This window comes from Spiribacter onubensis, assembly GCF_040838425.1.
In the GTDB taxonomy this organism is placed as follows: Bacteria; Pseudomonadota; Gammaproteobacteria; order Nitrococcales; family Nitrococcaceae; genus Spiribacter; species Spiribacter onubensis.
Genome location: NZ_JBAKFI010000003.1, coordinates 144,895 through 163,830 on the forward strand (window position 1 = coordinate 144,895; position 18,936 = coordinate 163,830).

Below are 18,936 nucleotides of genomic sequence, written 5' to 3' on the forward strand. Positions count from 1 at the left end.
TCGGGCGGCGGGGGAGGATCTGGTCGGGGTGACTGGATTCGAACCAGCGACTCCTGCCTCCCGAAGACAGTGCTCTACCAAGCTGAGCTACACCCCGAACGCTGTTCAGTGATTGCGGCCCACCGCGAACCGGGCCAGCGATCCCAGTGCCGTGCGGAAGTCGTTGTCGGGAAATGCCTCGAGCGCGTGTTCGGCATGCTCGGCTTCCTGCTCGGCAAGGCCGCGAGTATAGGCAATCGACCCGGTGCGCGCAATCGCGTCAGCGACCGCGTCGATCCGCTCCCGGCCGCCGTCCTCGATGGCCGATCGCAGCATGGCGCGCCCGGGCTCATCGGTGTTGGCCATGCAGTGGATCAGCGGCAGTGTCGGTTTGCCTTCGGCCAGATCGTCGCCGATGTTCTTGCCGATGGTCTCGGCGCTGCCGTCGTAGTCGAGGGCATCGTCCGCCAGCTGGAAGGCGATGCCGAGGTGCCGGCCGTAGTCCGCCGCGGCTCGGATCGCCGTTTCGTCCCCGGGCCGGGCCAGTTCGGCCGCCAGCCGGCAGCCCGCTTCGAACAGGACCGCCGTCTTGCGGTAGATCACTTCATGATAGCGGGGCTCGGTCACATCCGGATCATGCACATGCATGAGCTGCATGACCTCGCCTTCCGCGATTCGGTTGGTCGTCCGTGAGAAAACCGCCATGACGGTGTTGTCGTCGAGTTCCACCATCATCTCGAAGGCACGGGTGTAGAGGAAATCGCCGACCAGTACGCTGGCTTCATTGCCCCAGATCTGGTTCGCGGTATCCCGCCCCCGGCGGACCGCGGATTCGTCCACCACGTCATCGTGGAGCAGCGTGGCGGTGTGTATGAGTTCCACGGTGGCGCCCAGCAGGGCATGCCGCTCGTCTTCCGGCGCATGGCCGGCGGCACGCGCCATCAGCAGGGTCACCATGGGCCGAAGGCGCTTGCCGCCACCGCCGATGATGTAGTGACCCAGCTGATTGATCAGGGCAACGTCGGACTGCAGCCGCGCCTTGATGATGCGGTCGACGGCAGTCATGTCGCCCGCAATGCGCTCGCGTATGGCGGCTATGTCCATCCGGATTGGGCCCTGAAAAGAAGAAGGAGTGCGCGATGCTAGGAAGGGGAGTAGGGGGTGTCAAGCTCGGCCGCGGCTGCGCGTTGACCGGCAACGGGATTGCGGCTATCATCTCGCGGCTTTGGATCAACTCCCTGGAGTCTTTCAGATGTACGCGGTTATCAAGTCGGGTGGCAAACAGTACCGGGTCGCCGAGGGTGACGTGCTGCGGGTCGAAAAGCTGAACGCCGAAGCCGGCGATACCGTGGATTTCGACGAGGTCCTGCTCGTTGCCGACGGCGACGACGTCAAGGTTGGAACGCCCCGCCTCGACGGCGGACGGGTCTCCGCCGAGGTCGTCTCGCAGGGCCGTGAGCGCAAGATCGAGGTGGTCAAGTTCAAGCGCCGCCAGGATTATCAGCGCCACTACGGTCACCGTCAGCCGTACACCGAGGTCCGCATCACCGGGATCCAGGCCGGCTGATCGCAGCAGCCCGACAACGGAGACAGTACTCATGGCACATAAGAAGGCAGGCGGCAGCACACGCAACGGTCGCGATTCGCAATCGAAGCGGCTTGGCGTCAAGCGCTTTGGCGGTCAGGCGGTGATTGCCGGCAACATTCTGGTCCGGCAGCGTGGGACCCACTTCCATGCTGGCGAGAACGTCGGGGTCGGCAACGACCACACGCTCTTCGCCAAGGTCGACGGTCAGGTCGTGTTCGCCCGCAAGGGGCCGCACAAGCGGCGCGTGGTCAGCGTCCAGCCGGCGGGCTGACGCCAGGCCCCCAGCGCCCTGAACCAGCCCCGCCGAGAGCGGGGCTTTTTGATTGCGGCGGACGGATAGCCAATGAAATTCGTGGATGAGGCGAGTATTCGGGTCGCCGCTGGTGACGGCGGTAACGGCTGCGTGAGTTTCCGCCGCGAGAAGTACATCCCCCGCGGCGGCCCCGACGGTGGCGATGGCGGGCATGGCGGGAGTGTCTGGCTGCAGGCGGACGATGGTCTGAACACCCTCGCCGACTTCCGGCACAGTCGGCGGTTTGCCGCCGAACGGGGGCAGGATGGCCAGGGCCGCCAGATGGCCGGGCGCTCCGGAGTGGATGTCACGATTCCCGTCCCCATCGGGACCCTCGTGCGTGACCGGGATACCGGTGAGGTCATCGGCGACCTCACCCGCAACGGCGAACGGCTCTGCGTCGCACGTGGTGGTCGTGGCGGGCTTGGCAATGTGCATTTCAAAAGCTCCACGAACCGCGCACCGCGGCAATCGGTCCCCGGCAGCCCCGGCGAGAGAAGGGAACTCGCGCTCGAGCTGCAGCTGCTCGCTGACGTCGGCCTGCTTGGGCTACCCAATGCCGGCAAATCCACGTTCCTCCGCACCGTGTCGGCGGCACGCCCGAGGGTTGCCGATTATCCCTTCACCACGCTTCATCCGGGGCTTGGGGTGGTGCGCATCGGCCCGGGCAGCAGCTTTACCGTGGCGGATATCCCAGGACTGATCGAGGGCGCCGCCGAGGGCGCGGGTCTGGGGGCCCGCTTCCTGCGCCATCTCGCCCGGACGCGGCTGCTTCTTCACCTGGTGGATGCCGCCGGACTGTATGAAGACCGCGATCTGGCTGTGGAGGTCCGCACCGTGGTGGCTGAGCTGGCGGCGCACAGTGGGGACCTCGCCGGGCGCGAGCGCTGGCTGGTGCTGAACAAGGCCGATCTGTTTCCCGAGGATGAGCGGGCCGCCGTCGCCGAGTCGCTCCGCGCCTCGCTGCAGTGGACGGGGCCGCTCTACGTGATTTCGGCGGAAACCGGCTGGGGGACGGAGGCGCTCTGCCAGGCCGTCATGGCCCATCTCGAGGACAACGATGATGCCGGCTAGTCCCCCGTCCAGCGGCCGCCGCTGGGTGGTCAAGGTCGGCAGCGCCCTGGTGACGGACAATGGTCGTGGACTGGATCACGGGCGTATCGCCGACTGGGTCGGACAGATCGTTCGGGCGCGTGAACAGGGGGTCGAGATCGTCATGGTCTCCTCCGGCTCGGTGGCCGAGGGCGTCCAGCGGCTTGGCTGGCCGGAGCGGCCCAAGGCGCTGCATCAGTTGCAGGCGGCTGCGGCGGTGGGGCAGATGGGGGTCGTGGAGGCGTATGAGTCGCAATTCCAGCGCTTCGGGCTGAAGACCGCCCAGATCCTCCTCACCCATGACGATCTGGCCGATCGCCAGCGTTACCTGAATGCGCGTGTGACCCTCCGGGCCCTGCTTGAGCTCGATGTGGTGCCGGTCGTCAATGAGAACGACACGGTGGCCACCGAGGGGATCCGGTTTGGTGACAACGATACGCTGGCGGCTCTGGTCAGTAATCTCATCGAGGCCGAGCAGCTGGTCATCCTCACCGATCAGCGAGGACTGTATGACGCCGACCCGCGTGCCAATCCGCACGCGCGGCTGATCGAGCAGGCCGCCGCCGAGGATGAATCACTGGAGGCGCTCTGCTCCGACGCGCCCGGCGTGCTGGGGAGCGGGGGAATGCGGGCCAAGGTCATGGCGGCGCGGCGTGCCGCCCGGGCCGGCGCACTGACGCTGATCGCCTCGGGTCGGGAGCCGGATGTGCTCACGCGGATCGCCGCCGGCGAATCACCGGGTACCCGACTGTTGCCCTCCAATGAGCGCCTGGCGGCGCGGAAGCAGTGGATTGCCGGACAGCTGCAGGTCCGCGGTCAGCTGTGGCTGGACTGGGGGGCGGTGCATGTACTGCAAAGCCAGGGGCGAAGCCTGCTGCCCGTGGGCGTCACTGGCGTTGGTGGAGATTTTCGTCGCGGCGAAATGGTCGCCTGCCTGGATCCGACAGGCGCGGAAGTGGCCCGTGGGCTGGTGAACTACGACTCCGACGCGGCGCGGCGTCTCGCGGGTCAGAGCAGCAATCGCATCGAGTCGCTGCTGGGTTATGTCACCGAACCGGAACTGGTGCATCGGGACAATATGGTGCTGACGGGTGTGGTCGCGGGCGGGTGATGCGCGCGCCGCTGCGGCGCGCGCACCGGCATGGGTCAGGCGAGGGCCTTGATCTGCCGGGCCAGACGGCTCTTGTGCCGTGCGGCCTTGTTCTTGTGGATGACGCCGCGGGTCGCCATCCGGTCCAGCACCGGCACGGCTTCGTTGTAGGCGGACTCGGCAGCGGCCTTGTCGCCCTTTTCGATCGCGGCCGTCACCTGCTTGAGCTTGGTGCGCATCATCGACCGGCGGGCCTGATTGTGACGGCGCCGATGCTCGGCCTGGCGGGCGCGTTTCCTGGCGGAGGCGATGTTGGCCAACGTGCTGCTCCTGTTGAGTGTCTGTCTCGAAGAAAAGAGCGGTAATATGCGAATCTTCCGCGGGAATGTCAACCACAACCGGCCCTTGCGCTGGTTCTCGGGCTGAAAAGGGGCAGCATTGCGAAAGGGGCTCTGGCAGTCGGTCATGACCTTTGGCAGCTGGACCATGCTGTCGCGGGTGATGGGGCTGGTGCGGGATATCGTGCTCGGCGTCGTATTCGGCCCCTCGGCGGCAACGGACGCCTTTTTTGTCGCCTTCAAGATTCCCAACTTCCTGCGCCGCCTGTTTGCCGAAGGGGCATTCCAGCAGGCGTTCGTCCCGGTGCTCGCCGACGCCCGTCATGCGGGAGGCGACGCCGCGGTGAGGGCCCTGTTCGGCCGGGTGACCGGTTGCCTGGGGCTGGTGCTGCTGGCCATCACGGTGCTGGCGGTACTGGGATCACCGGGACTGGTGCGCGCATTCGCCCCCGGATTCATCGATCAGCCCGAGCAGCTGGCGCTGGCGACGGAGATGCTGCGCCTGACCTTTCCTTATCTGCTCCTGATCGCCCTCACGGCCGCGGCCGCCGCCGTGCTCAACACCTATGGCGAGTTCGGCCCGCCGGCCTTTGCCCCGGTGCTTCTCAACCTCTGCCTGATCGCCGCGGCCGTCTGGCTGGCTCCGCGCCTGGAGACCGGCGTGCTGGCGCTGGCCCTGGCGGTGCCCGTGGCCGGTGCACTGCAGTTGCTCTTACAGCTGCCGTTCGTCTGGCGCCGCGGTGCACTGAGCTGGCCGCGGCCGGACTGGCGCGATCCCGGCGTGCGACGCATTCTCCGGCTGATGGGGCCGACGATCTTCAGCACCTCGGTCCAGCAGATCAATCTGCTGCTGGATACGATTCTGGCCTCATTCCTGGTGGTGGGCTCCATCAGCTGGCTCTACTGGTCCGACCGGCTCATGGAATTCCCCCTGGGTGTCTTCGGGATCGCGCTGGGGACCGTGATCCTGCCGCGCCTCTCGGCCGAGCACGCGGCGGCGAGCCCGGGCGGTTTCAATGCCACGCTGGACTGGGCGCTGCGCCTGGCGCTGGTGATCATCCTGCCGGCCACCGTCGGACTGGTCGTGCTCGCGGGACCGCTGCTGGCCACGCTGTTCGGGTACGGCGCATTCAATGCCGGCGATGTGCGCGCGGCGAGCTGGAGCCTGATGGCCTATGGCCTGGGGTTATTCGGGTTCGTGCTGGTCAAGGTGCTGGTGCCAGGCTATTTCTCCCGTCAGGACACCCGCGGACCGGTGCGCTGTGCGGTCATCGCCATGCTGGTGAACATGGTGCTGAGCGTGTCCCTGGTGTGGTTGATGTTCGACACGGGCGTGGCTCATGCCGGCCTTGCCCTGGCCACGGGGCTGGCCGCCTGGGTCAATGCCGGCCTTCTGTATCGCGGGCTGCGACGTGCCGGTGTCTATCGGCCGCTGGCCGGCTGGCGGTGGCTGGGCACCCGCGTGTTGGCCGGCGCGCTCGTGCTGGGGCTGGTGCTGCAGTGGCCGGCGCGGCAGCAGGCTTTCTGGCTGGACGCCGGTGTTGCCGCGCGGGTCACCGCACTGGCGGGTGTGATTGCCATCGGCATGGTGGTCTATTTCGTCACCCTCTGGTTGCTTGGGGTGCGCCCGGCACAGCTGCGCGAGCCCCGGGCGTGAGCATGGCTCAAGCCCGGGTTGCTGCCGTATACTGCGGGTTTTGCCGGCATTTCCGCGGGTAGAGGGCATGGAACTCGTCAGAGGCGCGCACAATCTGCATGAAAGGCACCGCCCCTGCGTCGCCACCATCGGCAACTTCGACGGTATCCATCGGGGGCATCAGGCGGTCATCGAATCGCTGCATGCGGCCGGGCGCCGGCTCGGGCTGCCCACCACGGTGATCCTGTTCGAGCCGCAGCCGCGGGAGTTCTTCATGCCCGACCGGGCTCCCGGGCGCATCATGCGGCTGCGTGACAAGCTGCGCGTGCTGCGCTCGCTGGGTGTCGAGCGGACGCTTTGCCTGCGCTTCGATGCCCGCCTGGCCGCCGAGCCCGCGGAGGATTTCATCCAGCGACTGCTGGTGGATGCGCTGGACGTGCGCTTCCTCATGGTGGGTGATGACTTCCGCTTCGGACACCGGCGCCGGGGTGACTTCGCGATGCTCCAGCGCGTCGCCGAGAACCGGGGCTTCGAGCTCGAGCGGATGCCGACGGTGAGCTATGGCGACGCCCGAGTGAGCAGTACGCGCATCCGCGAGGCGCTGGCGCGGGGCGACCTGTCCACCGCCGAAATACTGCTCGGGCGCCGGCTGCGAATCTCCGGGCGGGTGGTCCGCGGCGAGGCGCTGGGCCGCCAGTTGGGCTGGCCTACGGCCAATATCCGCTTTGGTCAGCACCCACCGCCGATGCGGGGGATCTTCAACGTCGCCGTCCATGGTCTCGGCGAGATCCGTCCCGGCGTGGCCAGCCTGGGAACCCGGCCGACGGTCAATGGTGTCGAGACGCTGCTCGAGACCTATCTGCTGGACTTCTCCGGCGATCTGTACGGTCGCACCATCGATGTCGAGTTCCTGGCCTGGCAGCGGGGCGAAGAGCGTTTCGACGGCCTCGAGGCCCTGAAAGAACAGATCGCCGCGGACGTGACCGCGGCCCGGACGTGGTTTGAGGACCACGGCTATCTGAAGGCAAACACTGTAGGATGAATCCGTGAGCGATTACAAGGACACCCTCAATCTCCCGAAAACCGCATTCCCCATGCGCGCCGGCCTCGCCAGGAGTGAGCCGAAGCGGCTGGCGCGCTGGCGCGAGGAGGGGGTGTATGAGCGCCTGCGCGCCGAGCGCCATGGGCGCCGTCGCTACATCCTCCATGACGGTCCGCCCTACGCCAACGGCAGCATTCATATCGGCCATGCCGTCAACAAGATCCTCAAGGACATCATCGTCAAGAGCCGCAGCCTGGACGGGCTCGACGCGGTCTATGTGCCGGGTTGGGACTGTCATGGCCTGCCCATTGAGCACAAGGTCGAGCAGACCATCGGCAAGGCTGGCGAGGCCGTCTCGCCGCGGGCCTTCCGCGATGCCTGCCGGTCGTTCGCCGCCGAGCAGGTGGCGGGCCAGAGCGAGGATTTTCAGCGCCTCGGCGTGCTCGGTGACTGGGCCCATCCCTATCTGACGATGGCCCCGGAGACCGAAGCGAATATCCTGCGTGCCCTCGGCGACATCGTGCGCAAGGGTCATCTCAAGCGGGGTTACAAGCCGGTTCACTGGTGCACCGACTGCGGCTCTGCGCTTGCCGAGGCGGAGGTGGAGTACGAGGACCATACCTCGCCGGCGATCGACGTACGCTTCCAGGCACTGGATGGGGAGGCGCTGGCCCGGCTGTGCGGTGCCACGGTGGACGCCGAGGATAAGCCGGTTTCGGTGCTCATCTGGACCACCACACCCTGGACGCTGCCCGCCAATCAGGCCGTCGCCCTCCATCCCGGACTGGATTACGTGCTGATCTCGATCGAGCACGGGCGTGAGCTCGTGCTGCTCGCTGAGGAGCTGCATGAGGCGGCGCTGACCCGATACGGCGTTGAGCACTATGGCATCGTGGGACGCTGCACCGGGCGTCAGCTCGAGGGGCTCAGCCTGCAGCACCCGTTCCTCGACCGCCATGTGCCCATCATTCTGGGTGAGCATGTAACCACCGACGCCGGGACCGGCGCGGTGCATACCGCCCCCGGGCATGGTGCTGACGACTTTGTGGTGGGACAGCGCTACAACCTGCCGCTGGAGAATCCCGTCGGTGATGACGGGCGGTTTCTCAACGGGGAATTCCACGGCCAGTTCGTTTTCGATGCCAACCGGGGGATCGTCGAACGGCTGGAAGCTACGCGGGCGCTGGTTCATCATGAACCGTACCGCCACAGCTATCCCCACTGCTGGCGGCACAAGACGCCGATCCTCTTCCGTGCGACGCCGCAGTGGTTCCTCAACCTGGAAGCGGGGGATGTCCGCGAGAAGACCCTGGCGGCGCTGTCCGACGTTGACTGGTTCCCGGACTGGGGCGAGGAGCGCATGGCCGCGATGGTGCGCAACCGCCCGGAGTGGTGCATCTCCCGGCAGCGCAACTGGGGGGTGCCGATCGCCCTGTTCATCGATCGTGAGACGGGTGAACCGCATCCCGACACCGATCGGCTGATCGAGGCCGTGGCTGAGCGTATGGAGCAGGACGGCATTGACGCCTGGTTCGAGCTCGATCCCGTGGAGCTGCTGGGTGACCAGGCCGAGCGCTACCAGAAGGTCACGGACATCCTGGATGTCTGGTTTGATTCCGGCACCACGCATGCCACGGTGCTGAGGGCCCGTGACGGCCTTCAGTGGCCGGCGGATCTCTATCTCGAGGGCAGCGACCAGTACCGGGGCTGGTTCCAGTCATCGCTGCTCACCTCGATGATGATCAACGGCGAGCCGCCCTACCGCGGCGTCCTCACCCACGGATTCACCGTCGACGAGCAGGGACGGAAGATGTCCAAGTCGCGGGGTAACGTGATCGCGCCCCAGGAGGTCATGAATGCCCTGGGGGCTGACATCCTGCGCCTGTGGGTCGCTTCCTCGGACTATACCGGTGAGATCGCCGTCTCGGACGACATCCTCAAGCGCACCGCGGATGCCTACCGGCGGCTGCGCAACACCGCGCGTTTCCTGCTTGCCAATCTGGCCGGCTTTGATCCGGCGGAGAATGCCCTGCCGCCGGAGCGCATGCTGGCGCTGGACCGCTGGGCGGTCGATCGCGCACGGCTGCTGCAGGAAAAGCTCATCGAGGACGCCCACCGGTTCGACTTCCATCAGCTCTCGCAGCGGGTGCATCACTTCTGCGTGCTCGACATGGGCGGCTTCTACCTGGACGTGATCAAGGATCGCCAGTACACCACCCAGGCCGACAGTGTCGCCCGCCGTTCCGCTCAGACCGCCATGTGGCATATCGCCGAGGCGCTGGTGCGCTGGCTCATGCCGGTGCTGTCCTTCACCGCCGATGAAATCTGGGAGCATCTGCCGGGGGAACGAAGTGGCACAGCCCTGGAGACGGAGTGGTATGACGGGCTGTTCGCGCTGGACGATGAACTGATGGACCGCGGCTTCTGGGAGGAAGTCCTGGCCCTCCGTGAGGTGATCGCCAAGCGCATCGAACGGCTGCGCAACGACCAGGTCCTGGGCGCCACCCTCGAGGCAGAGGTCGACCTCTTCTGCCCCGAGCCGCTGGCGACCCGCTGGGGCGTGCTGGGGGATGAACTCCGCTTCCTGCTCATTACCTCGGCGGCACGAGTGCATCCGCTGGAGGCCGCCGATGAGCATGCCGAATCGGCCAACCTGCCCGATGGCACGCGCTTTCGCTTCAGCGTTCGGCCCAGCCGTCACGACAAGTGTGAGCGCTGCTGGCACCGGCGTGAGGATGTAGGAGACAACGCCGAACATCCCGAGCTCTGCGGCCGCTGCGTCAGCAATGTCTCGGGTCCCGGTGAAGAGCGGCGCTTTGCCTGAGCCGGCGCGATGCCAGTAAACCGCCCCGCCCGCAGTGGGCTGCCATGGGGGCTCGCTGTCGCTGGACTGGTGCTCGTCATCGACCAGCTCACCAAGTGGTTGGCACTGACTGCCCTGCAACCGTATCAGCCCGAGCCGCTGCTGCCGGTCCTGAACCTGACGCTGGCCTTCAACACCGGCGCCGCCTTCAGTTTTCTCGCCGATGGCGGCGGCTGGCAGCGCTGGCTGCTGAGTGCGGTGGCGGTTGCCGTGGGCGTCTATCTGCTCATCTGGCTGCGTGGCCTTGAGGCCCGGAGACGGCTGGAGGTGGCCGGCCTGGGGCTGATACTCGGCGGCGCGGTGGGTAATCTGGTCGACCGGCTGCGCCTTGGCGGAGTGATCGACTTCATCGACGTCCACGTCGGCGGCTGGCACTGGCCGGCGTTCAATGTGGCGGACAGCGCCATCACGCTGGGCGTTGTCGCGGTCCTCGTCACGGCCTGGCGGGACTGGCGCCGCGGCCGCTGAGGGCCTTTGCCCGACCTTCGGCTCCATGGGAGACTATGAGCATGCAGGAAATCAGACTCGCCAATCCCCGCGGATTCTGTGCCGGCGTGGACCGGGCCATCAGCATTGTCGAACAGGCGCTGGAAGCCTTCGGCCGGCCGATCTATGTGCGCCATGAGGTGGTCCACAACCGCACGGTGGTTGATGAGCTGCGCGACAAGGGCGCCATTTTTGTCGAGGAGCTGGACGGCGTCCCGGCGGGATCGACCCTGATCTTCTCGGCGCATGGCGTCTCGCAGTCGGTCCGGGACGAGGCAGTGGAGCGTGGACTCCATGTATTCGATGCCACCTGCCCGCTGGTCACGAAGGTGCATATGGAGGTTCGCAAGCACGCCCGCGAGGGGCGTGAGGTCATTCTGATCGGTCATGACGGGCATCCCGAAGTGGAGGGCACCCTCGGCCAGTATGTCGGCGAAGGGGCGGAGCAGGCCGGCATCTATCTCGTCGAGACGCCCGAGGACGCCCAGAGCCTGAATGTCCGCAACGAGAACGATCTCGCCTTCGTGACGCAGACCACGTTGTCCATGGATGACACCGCATCGGTCATCGAGGCCCTTCAGGCGCGTTTCCCGGCCATCCAGGGGCCGCGCAAGGATGACATCTGCTATGCCACCCAGAACCGCCAGGATGCGGTGCGCGAGCTGGCGGGCGAGGTGGATGTGATGATCGTTGTCGGCTCCGCGAACAGCTCCAACACGCGGCGGCTCACCGAGCTCGCCGAGCGCATGAACGTGCCGGCTCACCAGATCGACCGCGCCGCCGAACTGCAGCGCGACTGGGTCTCCGATGCCGGATGCATCGGTGTCACTGCCGGCGCGTCAGCCCCCGAGTCGCTGGTCCAGGAGGTGATCGACGGGCTTGTCGCTTGGGGCGCCCGGCGCCCGGACACCGGGGGTAGCTATACGGAGGATGTCGTGTTCTCCATGCCCCGCGATCTGTTGCGGGCCATCCCCAGGCGCGGCGAGATCAAGCCCGTCGTCGACTGATCAGCATCGACCGTCATCCATGCGCTGCGGGTCGCCCGTGATCCGAGGGCGCCCCGCGGCATTGATGATGACACCCTGTCCGCGCCGGTCAGGGTCTTCCGCAGCACCGTGACAGAGGACGACCGTCCCCATCTGCAGGCTGCCGCTCGGCCGTCGCGTCCGGCCATCGGGCTGGTAGTGGACGGCGCTCCCGATGCCGGCGTTGGCCTCCACGGCAATCCGCTGGTCCGGCCCTTCGGACCGGCGCAGGAGGGCTTCGCCATGCTGGCGACGGCCGTCGCGGCTGGTATCGACGAAAACCTGCCAGCCCGATTCCCAGTCCCCGTCGAGGGCGGCCACCACGACGGTGCGCCCGCGCATGATGGCCTCGCTCCGGGCGTACCAGAAGGCCGTGTAGAGCCGTTCGGCCCCGTTCTGTAGACGTGCATCCGCCGCGATGCCCGAGAAGACCGGGGCCGCGAGGGTGGTCAGTATCGCCGTCAGTGTCAGCGTCAGCATGAGCCCCGGCAGGCTCACCCCCTCTTGCCTTCTCATCGCGCCCTCCATGGCAACCGACGGTCGAGTAATCTAGCGCAATGGTCGGCCCGGATGCTGCCCGCCAGTCGGATCGCGGCAGTCTGGTGGCATGCGGAGACGGATGGGATTCACCCTGCTGGAAATGCTGGTTGTACTGACCATCATCGCGATCCTCGCCACGCTGGCCGTGCCGGGATACCTGCAACCCGTCGAGCGGGTCCGGAGTACGCAGGCCGGGGCCTGCCTGCTCGAGATCGCCGGCCGGCTCGAGCGGCATCGAGCGCACCGGGGCACTTATGCCGGCTTTGCGCCGATGGAATCCGGCGCAAGCTGCATCGAGTCGCTGTCGCAGGCCTATGTCTTCGAGGCCGGGGTGCCGGACGAGGCCGACTGGGTCGCCATGACCGCGGATCCGATTGCCTGGCAGCTACGTGCCCGGCGCAGGACGGACACATCGCCGCCCGTGAGCGCCGCCTCGACATGCATGGCTCTCGTCTATCGCGATAATGGCCAGCGCGGCGTAATGATGTTGAGCAGCGGCCCGGTGCTGACTGACCCGGCGTCGATTCGGGCCTGCTGGCGCTAGTCCGCGCTTGTCTGAAAGGGGCTGCTCGTCTAAGATTGCCGCTTGGTTGCCGGCGTAGCTCAGTTGGTAGAGCAACGCATTCGTAATGCGTAGGTCCGCGGTTCGAATCCGTGCGCCGGCACCAGTTCCTCGCCGCCTAGCGCCCCAGGCCGAACACCAGCAGCATCGCCAGTACGATGGCCGTCCATAGCGCCATTGAGCCCGTGGGCCAGCTTTTCAGCGGCCAGCCGCTGAGACGCAGATGCGTGGTGGCATCCTCTGCCTGGCGGAAGACACGCATGAACGCTCCGCGCGCCGCGCCGTCGGCGGTCACGATCCAGTTGCGCAGTGCGAGCACCGCCTGCTTGCCCGGCACCCGGTAGAACCAGTCGAGATCGAGGCTGAGCTTGTCCTTTCCGCCGAGCATGCCGAGCAGGAGGAAGAAGGCGAGGCCCGTGAAGAGCAGCAGCTCCATCTCTTTGATCAGATGGCTGGCCGTGTAGGCGTTGTAGTCCACCGGGTAGGGAAGGATGGCGTACAGCCATCCGGGCAGGATCCCGATCACAAAGCAGAGCAGGGCGGCGATGCCCATGGCGACCCGCATGTTCAGCGGGGCCTCCGGCGGCCGAAGGCCGGCATCCCGACCCATGAAGGTATACCAGGGCAGCTTCAGCGTCGTGCTCATGAAGGTGCCGACGCCGGCGAGGGTCATGAGCAGGAAGACCACCGCCCGACCCTCCACCGCCGCCGCCTCGATGATCATGGTCTTGCTCACGAAACCGCTGAACAGTGGGAAGGCCGAAATGGACAGGCCACCCACCATATAGAGCAGGAAGGTGATCGGCATGCTTCGGTACAGCCCGCCCAGTTCGGTCAGGCGGCTGCGGCCGGTCATCTGCAGCACGGCGCCGGCACCCATCAGCAGCAGTGCCTTGTAGAGGATGTGGGTGAAGGCATGGGCGGCGGTGCCACTGATCGCCAGCGCGCTTCCCAGCCCGACACCCGCCACCATATAGCCCACCTGACTGACGATGTGATAGGCGAGCAGTCGGCGGATGTCATTGACCAGGAAGGCATAAGTGACGCCATAGAGGGTCATCAGCACGCCGAGCCAGACCAGCAGTTCGGTGTCCGGGAAGCCCCGGGCGAGCACGTAGACCGCCGTCTTGGTGGTGAAGGCGCTGAGGAATACCGTGCCGGTGACCGTCGCCTCCGGATAGGCATCCGGCAGCCAGGCATGCAGTGGCGGCGCAGCGGCGTTGATCAGGAAGGCCACCAGAATCAGCCAGAAGGCCGGTCCGCCACCCGCCAGCGGCTCAAAGGCAAGGCTGCCAGTGTGCAGCCAGTAGGCGATGATACCGGCGAGCAGGAGCATCCCGCCCAGGGCGTGGATGATCAGATATCGGAAGCCCGCATCATAGGCGGCCTGGCGCCGTCGCCGCCAGATCAGCCAGACCGAGGAGATCATCATGATCTCCCAGAACACATAAAGCGTGATCAGGTCGCCTGCCAGTACGGCACCCAGGCCGGAGGCCGCATAGAGCGTGGCGGCGACATGCTGCGCGCCGTCGTCGACCTGCAGCGCGAAGATGTTTCCGATGAACAGGATGAGGGCGAAGATGTAGGCGAAAATCAGGCTCAGGCCGTCGGCTCGCAGCGGTGTGAGCTCGACGCCGGCGAACTCCAGGGTAACTCGGGTGCCATCCGGGAGCGCGACCACCAGCAGCAGGACCAGTAACGGCAGGGCCAGCTGCCAGACCTGTCGTGAACGTCCCTGCAGGACGCCCAGTGGCAGCGCGCCGAGTATCAGCAGCAGCGCCGGGTGGAGCCACTCAGCCATCGGCGGACTCCTCGTCCCGCGCCTCTGCCTTCCGCCCTGCCCGCTTTGTGTAGTAATCCGGTGCCCGATAGACGAGACCGTAGCCGATCGCCTTATAGAGGCCGATCAGTGCCAGCGCGCCGAGGAAGGCGTAAACCGCGGTGAAGCCGGGGATGCCATCCCACGGGAAACGGCTGTAATGGGAGGATTTCAGGATATCGATCAGCACCACGAGCACCATCAGGCCGATCATGGTCCAGCGCAGCAGCCGGGCACGCTGGACAAGGGCGTCGAGTACGCGGGCGGTGGCGTTGACGGCTTTCATGCGTGTTCCTCTCTCACTGTCCCGGAATGCCCATGGCGAGCAGTTGATAGGCCGGCGCGGCGAGAATGAACAGCACCAGCGTGCCGGCCGCCGTCACAAGCAGTGGGATGAGACACATCGGCGGCGCTTCCGCCAGCCGCCGGTGGGCCGGATCATCCCCGGGGACGGGGCGCAGGAAGGCCCGCATGACCGGCGGCATGAGATAGCCCACATTGAGCAGGGTGCTCAGCATGAATGCGCCTACAACGACGTACTGCCCTGCGCTCCAGGCACCGCTCACCAGGTACCACTTGCTCCAGAACCCCCCGGTGGGCGGCAGGCCGATGACACATAGCGCGCCGATGAAGAAGGCCAGCATGGTCAGGGGCATGCGTCGCGCCAGACCGTCCATGCCGCTGACCGTGTTGATGCCGCTGGCCACGTAGATCGCACCGGCACAGAAGAACAGGGTGATCTTGCCGAAGCCATGCATGAGCATGTGCAGCCCGCCACCGATTGCCGCCAGCTCGGTGGCGAGCAGCGCGCCGGTGACGATATAGGCGAGCTGGCTGACGGTGGAATAGGCAAGACGCGCCTTGAGGTTGTCCTGGTGCATCGCCACCAGTGAGGCCGCCAGCATCGTGAATACGGCGACGTAGAGCATGAACGGCTGGGTGACGAGCCCGCGCAGGTAATCCAGCCCGAACACATACAGCGCCACGGTCAGCACGCTGAAAACGCCGGCCTTGACCACGGCCACGGCATGGAGCAGCGCCGAGACGGGTGTGGGCGCCACCATGGCGGCGGGCAGCCAGCGGTGGAATGGCATCAGGGCCGCCTTGCCGATACCAAAGAGCAGGGCCACCAGGAGCAGGGCACCGGCCCCGGGCGGCACGCCGCCGGCCAGGATGCCGCCGCTGCTGAAGCTGAGTGTTCCCGTGGCATCCCAGATCCAGATGATTGACGGCAGCATCAGTCCGACGCTGGTCACCAGCAGGAGTGCCAGATAGGTACGGGCGCCGGCGCGGGCCTTTTCCGTGCCCGTATGGGCGACCAGTGGATAGGTCGACACCGAGAGGATTTCATAGAACAGATAGAGCGTCAGCAGGTTCTCGGCGAAGGCAATGCCCATGGCCGCGCCGAGGGCGATGGCGTAGCAGGCCATGAACCGGGCCAGATTGCTGTAGCCGCCGGCCTTCAGGTAACCGATCGCGTACGGTGTGGCCACGATATAGAGCGTGGAGGCCAGCAGGGCAAAGACGAGTCCCAGCGGCTCGACCGCCAGGGTGATCTCCAGCCCTGGCACGAGTTCGATCAACTGCTGCGTCATGGCATCGCCACCGGCGATGCGATTGACCGCGAGGCCGATGACCGTCAGCAGAAGCGGCACCGGCAGTGCGAAGCAGATCAGATCACGCAGACCGGGGCGACGCGACGCCAGTGCGATCAGCGCAGCCCCGATGAACGGGATGGCGACGGCGGCGAGAGGCGTCACGGCAGCAGCCTCCCCCCGGCCAACGCCTCGGCCGCCATGCTCGCGCCACCAACGGTCAGCTGCGTGTCAATGCCGAACCAGAAGTTGGCCGCCACCAGAAGCCAGACCGGCACCAGCAGCGTCCAGTGCGCTTCCTCGACAGCGGGCGCGTCATCCGGACGAGGCTGCAGCCAGGCGATTTCCACCACCCGCGCGATGTACACCAGCGCCATGAGTGAAGTGATCAGGATGAGAACCACCAGCCAGATCTGACCGGCCTCCATCGCGGCGCTGATGAGGTACCACTTGCTGATGAAACCGGCCGTGGGCGGAATCCCGATCAGGCTGACGCCAGCCAGGGCGAAGGCGGTGAGTGTCCAGGGCATCTCGCGTCCAATCCCGCGCATGTCCTTGAGCCTGACGCTGCCCAGGCGCCAGGCGACGAGGCCGGCACTGGCAAACAGTGCCGCTTTCATCAGGCCATGGTTGAACAGATGCAGGAAGGCGGCGGTGAGACCGGCCAGGGTCACGAGGCTGACGCCCAGCACCATGTAGCCCACCTGGGCCACGGACGAGTAGGCCAGCATCCGTTTGAGATTGGTCTGCATGATCGCGAGCCATGAGCCGGCGAACATCCCGCCCAGGGCCATGACCATCAGGGCGGCGCTCAGCGGAAGCGCGGTGAAGCTGTAGCCCGGCTCGAAGACGTCGTAGATGAAGCGCAGCATCACGTACAGCGCCACCTTGGTTGCCGTCGCGGCGAGCAGGGCGCTGATCAGCGAAGGGGCATAGGTGTAGGCATTCGGCAGCCAGTGATGCAGCGGGAACAGCGCGAGCTTGATGGCGAAGCCCACGACGATGAAGCCCAGTGCAACCTGCATTGCCCGCGACGCCTCAGTGGCCGGAAGCCGCTCGGCCAGATCGGTCATGTTCAGCGTCCCGGTCAGGATGTAGAGGAACGCGATGCCGATGAGCAGGAAGGTGGCGCCCACCGTGCCCATGATCAGGTAGCGGAAGGCGGCCAGCAGTGCGCGCCGATCCCGGCCATGGGCGATCAGGCCGTAGGTGGCGAGCGACGAGATCTCAAGGAACACGAAGACGTTGAATACGTCGCCGGTCAGGGTGATGCCCAGCAGTCCGGCGAGGGCGATGAGCAGCAGGGCATAGAAACTGCCCTGCCGTTCCGGCACCTCGGCATCCACGATCAGCCGCCCCCAGGGCAGGAGCACCGACGCGACGCCGGTAATCAATAGCGCCACGAAGGCATTGGCGGCGTCCACCCGGTATTCGATGCCCACCGGCGGCGCCCAGTTGCCGAAGGCATAGCTCAACGTGCCGCCGTCGAAGACCGCCGCCAGCGTCAGTGCCGAGAGCACGAACGCGACTGCCATGCTCGCCGTCGTCAGCAGCCACGGCAGGGCGCGACCCGGCAGCAGCGCACAGATCGGGCCAGCGATCAGCGGAATGAGCACGATGAAGGGCATCAGCTCGGTGATCGAACTCATGCGCGATCGTCCCCCTCGACCGCATCGATGGCGTCGTCGTCAATGCTGCCGTAGGCCTCGCGGATCCGCACGGTCAGCGCGAGCCCCACTGCCGTGGTGGCGATGCCCACCACGATCGCCGTGAGGATGAGTACGTGTGGCAGGGGGTTGGAATAGACGTCCACCCCTTCGCGCAGAACGGGTGTGGCGCCTCCGATGATCTTGCCGGCGGAGATGAAGAGAATGAAGACCGAGGTCTGGAAGATCCCAAGGCCAATGATCTTCTTGATCATGTTGCCGCGCACGATCATGCAGTAGTAGCCGATCATCATCAGCACGATCACGGCCCAGTAGTTGAAAAAGCTGAGCACTGTCACTGCCGGTCGGCCTCCACGTCGTCGGCTGCATCCGGGTCAAGGCCGGCGGCCTCGCTGTCGGCACGCCGGCGGGCGAACAGCAGGAAAAACAGCATGACCACCGAGGCCACCGTGACGCCGACGCCGAATTCCACGAGGATGATGCCCGCCTGTTGAGCGGTCTTGGGGGCCTCAAGCAGTGGATAGAAGTCGAGGAAATGACCGCCGAGGACAACGCCGAGCATGCCGATAGAGGCATAGAGCAGCACGCCGAGACAGGCGAGGACATAAATCACGCGCGGCGGAATGATGCGCAGGCCGGTATCCAGCCCGTAGATGAATACGAACAGGATCCAGGCGGCCGCGAACAGGACGCCAGCCTGGAAACCGCCCCCTGGGGAGTACTCGCCATGGAACTGGACATAGAGGCCGAAGAGCATCATCAGCGGGATCAGGAAGCGGGCGACGACAACCAGGATGGCATTGTCTTTCACGAGTCCTGCTCCCTGCGGCGCTGACGTCGCCGGGGTGCCGGCGAGAGCAGGGCATAGACCGCGATCCCGGCGGTGAGGATCACCACGGCCTCGCCCATCGTGTCGATGGAGCGGTAGCTCGCCAGCACGGCGGCCACCATATTGGGGATGCCCATGTTGGCGTAGGTCTGCTCGATGAAGTAGGGCGCGAGATGCTGCTGGACCGGATTATCCGGATGGCCGAACTGTGGCAGGTCGAACGAGGCGTACACCAGCGCCGCGCCGGTCACGATGACAATCGCCAGCGCGGGCAGGCTATGGCCTGCCTGTCGTTTTTCATGCCGGGGCACGAGTGCCAGCACGGCCAGAATCAGCACGGTACTGATGCCGGCCCCGACGGCTGCCTCCGTCAGGGCGACATCGCCCGCATCCAGCGTGGCGAAAAGCGCTGCAATGATGAGTGAATAGATCGCGAACAGCATCGTGGCCTTCAACAGGTCACGCGTGACCACGACGGTGGCTGCCACCACGA

20 protein-coding genes and 2 tRNA genes are annotated in these 18,936 nt (G+C 66.2%); 11 read left to right on the forward strand and 11 right to left on the reverse strand.

The window, feature by feature from the left end:
* Window positions 1-20: 20 nt before the first annotated feature.
* Window positions 21-97, reverse strand: a tRNA-Pro gene (locus tag V6X63_RS06800).
* Window positions 98-105: 8 nt separating this feature from the next.
* The gene (locus V6X63_RS06805; protein ID WP_367978476.1) at window positions 106-1,083 is read right to left on the reverse strand and encodes a polyprenyl synthetase family protein; all 978 of its coding nucleotides are present in this window, start codon (window positions 1,081-1,083) and stop codon (window positions 106-108) included.
* A 148-nt stretch (window positions 1,084-1,231) separates the two neighbouring features.
* On the opposite strand from V6X63_RS06805, the gene rplU reads away from it, so the two are divergent.
* The 4 genes from rplU (at window position 1,232) to proB (ending at window position 4,062) form a co-directional block, all read left to right on the forward strand.
* Window positions 1,232-1,546, forward strand: coding sequence for a 50S ribosomal protein L21 (gene rplU, locus V6X63_RS06810; RefSeq protein ID WP_367966020.1), 315 nt, complete (start codon window positions 1,232-1,234; stop codon window positions 1,544-1,546).
* Window positions 1,547-1,577: 31 nt separating this feature from the next.
* Complete coding sequence (gene rpmA, locus V6X63_RS06815; RefSeq protein ID WP_367966021.1) at window positions 1,578-1,838, forward strand: 50S ribosomal protein L27; 261 nt, start codon at window positions 1,578-1,580, stop codon at window positions 1,836-1,838.
* 72 nt (window positions 1,839-1,910) lie between these two features.
* Complete coding sequence (gene cgtA / locus V6X63_RS06820) at window positions 1,911-2,933, forward strand: Obg family GTPase CgtA (RefSeq protein ID WP_367978477.1); 1,023 nt, start codon at window positions 1,911-1,913, stop codon at window positions 2,931-2,933.
* Window positions 2,920-4,062, forward strand: a complete 1,143-nt coding sequence (gene proB, locus V6X63_RS06825) for a glutamate 5-kinase (RefSeq protein WP_367978478.1) — start codon at window positions 2,920-2,922, stop codon at window positions 4,060-4,062. Before cgtA ends, proB begins: the two co-directional genes overlap by 14 nt.
* A gap of 35 nt (window positions 4,063-4,097) precedes the next feature.
* On the opposite strand, the gene rpsT is transcribed toward proB, so the two are convergent.
* Window positions 4,098-4,361 (reverse strand): 30S ribosomal protein S20, encoded by a 264-nt coding sequence (gene rpsT, locus V6X63_RS06830; RefSeq protein ID WP_367966024.1) that lies wholly within the window; start codon window positions 4,359-4,361, stop codon window positions 4,098-4,100.
* 118 nt (window positions 4,362-4,479) lie between these two features.
* Between rpsT and murJ the strand changes: the two genes are divergently transcribed.
* The 5 genes from murJ (at window position 4,480) to ispH (ending at window position 11,413) form a co-directional block, all read left to right on the forward strand.
* Window positions 4,480-6,036: a murein biosynthesis integral membrane protein MurJ gene (gene murJ, locus V6X63_RS06835; protein WP_367966025.1), complete on the forward strand. Its 1,557-nt coding sequence runs from the start codon at window positions 4,480-4,482 to the stop codon at window positions 6,034-6,036.
* Between the two features lie 67 nt (window positions 6,037-6,103).
* Window positions 6,104-7,057, forward strand: coding sequence for a bifunctional riboflavin kinase/FAD synthetase (gene ribF / locus V6X63_RS06840; RefSeq protein ID WP_367966026.1), 954 nt, complete (start codon window positions 6,104-6,106; stop codon window positions 7,055-7,057).
* A gap of 4 nt (window positions 7,058-7,061) precedes the next feature.
* Complete coding sequence (gene ileS / locus V6X63_RS06845) at window positions 7,062-9,881, forward strand: isoleucine--tRNA ligase (protein WP_367966027.1); 2,820 nt, start codon at window positions 7,062-7,064, stop codon at window positions 9,879-9,881.
* A gap of 9 nt (window positions 9,882-9,890) precedes the next feature.
* On the forward strand, window positions 9,891-10,388 hold the full coding sequence (gene lspA / locus V6X63_RS06850; protein ID WP_367966028.1) for a signal peptidase II: 498 nt from the start codon (window positions 9,891-9,893) through the stop codon (window positions 10,386-10,388).
* Window positions 10,389-10,429: 41 nt separating this feature from the next.
* On the forward strand, window positions 10,430-11,413 hold the full coding sequence (gene ispH, locus V6X63_RS06855; protein ID WP_367966029.1) for a 4-hydroxy-3-methylbut-2-enyl diphosphate reductase: 984 nt from the start codon (window positions 10,430-10,432) through the stop codon (window positions 11,411-11,413).
* Here ispH and V6X63_RS06860 read toward each other — a convergent pair whose 3' ends face one another.
* On the reverse strand, window positions 11,414-11,947 hold the full coding sequence (locus V6X63_RS06860; protein ID WP_367966030.1) for a GspH/FimT family protein: 534 nt from the start codon (window positions 11,945-11,947) through the stop codon (window positions 11,414-11,416).
* A 103-nt stretch (window positions 11,948-12,050) separates the two neighbouring features.
* On the opposite strand from V6X63_RS06860, the gene V6X63_RS06865 reads away from it, so the two are divergent.
* Both V6X63_RS06865 and V6X63_RS06870 read left to right on the forward strand, forming a co-directional pair.
* Window positions 12,051-12,515, forward strand: a complete 465-nt coding sequence (locus tag V6X63_RS06865; RefSeq protein ID WP_367978479.1) for a type IV pilin protein — start codon at window positions 12,051-12,053, stop codon at window positions 12,513-12,515.
* Between the two features lie 48 nt (window positions 12,516-12,563).
* A tRNA-Thr gene (locus V6X63_RS06870) sits at window positions 12,564-12,639 on the forward strand.
* 12 nt (window positions 12,640-12,651) lie between these two features.
* On the opposite strand, the gene V6X63_RS06875 is transcribed toward V6X63_RS06870, so the two are convergent.
* Genes V6X63_RS06875 through V6X63_RS06905 form a run of 7 tightly spaced genes read right to left on the reverse strand, consistent with a single transcriptional unit; the run spans window position 12,652 to window position 18,934 of the window.
* Window positions 12,652-14,334 carry a Na(+)/H(+) antiporter subunit D gene (locus V6X63_RS06875; RefSeq protein ID WP_367978480.1) on the reverse strand — a complete coding sequence of 561 codons (1,683 nt, stop codon included), beginning with the start codon at window positions 14,332-14,334 and terminating at the stop codon, window positions 12,652-12,654.
* Window positions 14,327-14,638 (reverse strand): hypothetical protein, encoded by a 312-nt coding sequence (locus V6X63_RS06880; RefSeq protein WP_367978481.1) that lies wholly within the window; start codon window positions 14,636-14,638, stop codon window positions 14,327-14,329. The genes V6X63_RS06875 and V6X63_RS06880 overlap by 8 nt, the downstream gene beginning before the upstream one ends.
* Before the next feature lie 13 nt (window positions 14,639-14,651).
* Window positions 14,652-16,112: a proton-conducting transporter transmembrane domain-containing protein gene (locus V6X63_RS06885; protein WP_367966034.1), complete on the reverse strand. Its 1,461-nt coding sequence runs from the start codon at window positions 16,110-16,112 to the stop codon at window positions 14,652-14,654.
* Window positions 16,109-17,596, reverse strand: a complete 1,488-nt coding sequence (locus V6X63_RS06890) for a monovalent cation/H+ antiporter subunit D family protein (RefSeq protein WP_367966035.1) — start codon at window positions 17,594-17,596, stop codon at window positions 16,109-16,111. The genes V6X63_RS06885 and V6X63_RS06890 overlap by 4 nt, the downstream gene beginning before the upstream one ends.
* Window positions 17,593-17,952, reverse strand: a complete 360-nt coding sequence (locus tag V6X63_RS06895) for a cation:proton antiporter subunit C (RefSeq protein ID WP_367966036.1) — start codon at window positions 17,950-17,952, stop codon at window positions 17,593-17,595. Before V6X63_RS06895 ends, V6X63_RS06890 begins: the two co-directional genes overlap by 4 nt.
* Window positions 17,949-18,425: a Na(+)/H(+) antiporter subunit B gene (locus V6X63_RS06900; protein ID WP_367978482.1), complete on the reverse strand. Its 477-nt coding sequence runs from the start codon at window positions 18,423-18,425 to the stop codon at window positions 17,949-17,951. The genes V6X63_RS06895 and V6X63_RS06900 overlap by 4 nt, the downstream gene beginning before the upstream one ends.
* Entirely contained in the window at window positions 18,422-18,934 is a 513-nt protein-coding gene (locus V6X63_RS06905) for a DUF4040 domain-containing protein (protein ID WP_367978483.1), read from the reverse strand. Before V6X63_RS06905 ends, V6X63_RS06900 begins: the two co-directional genes overlap by 4 nt.
* Window positions 18,935-18,936 lie beyond the last annotated feature (2 nt).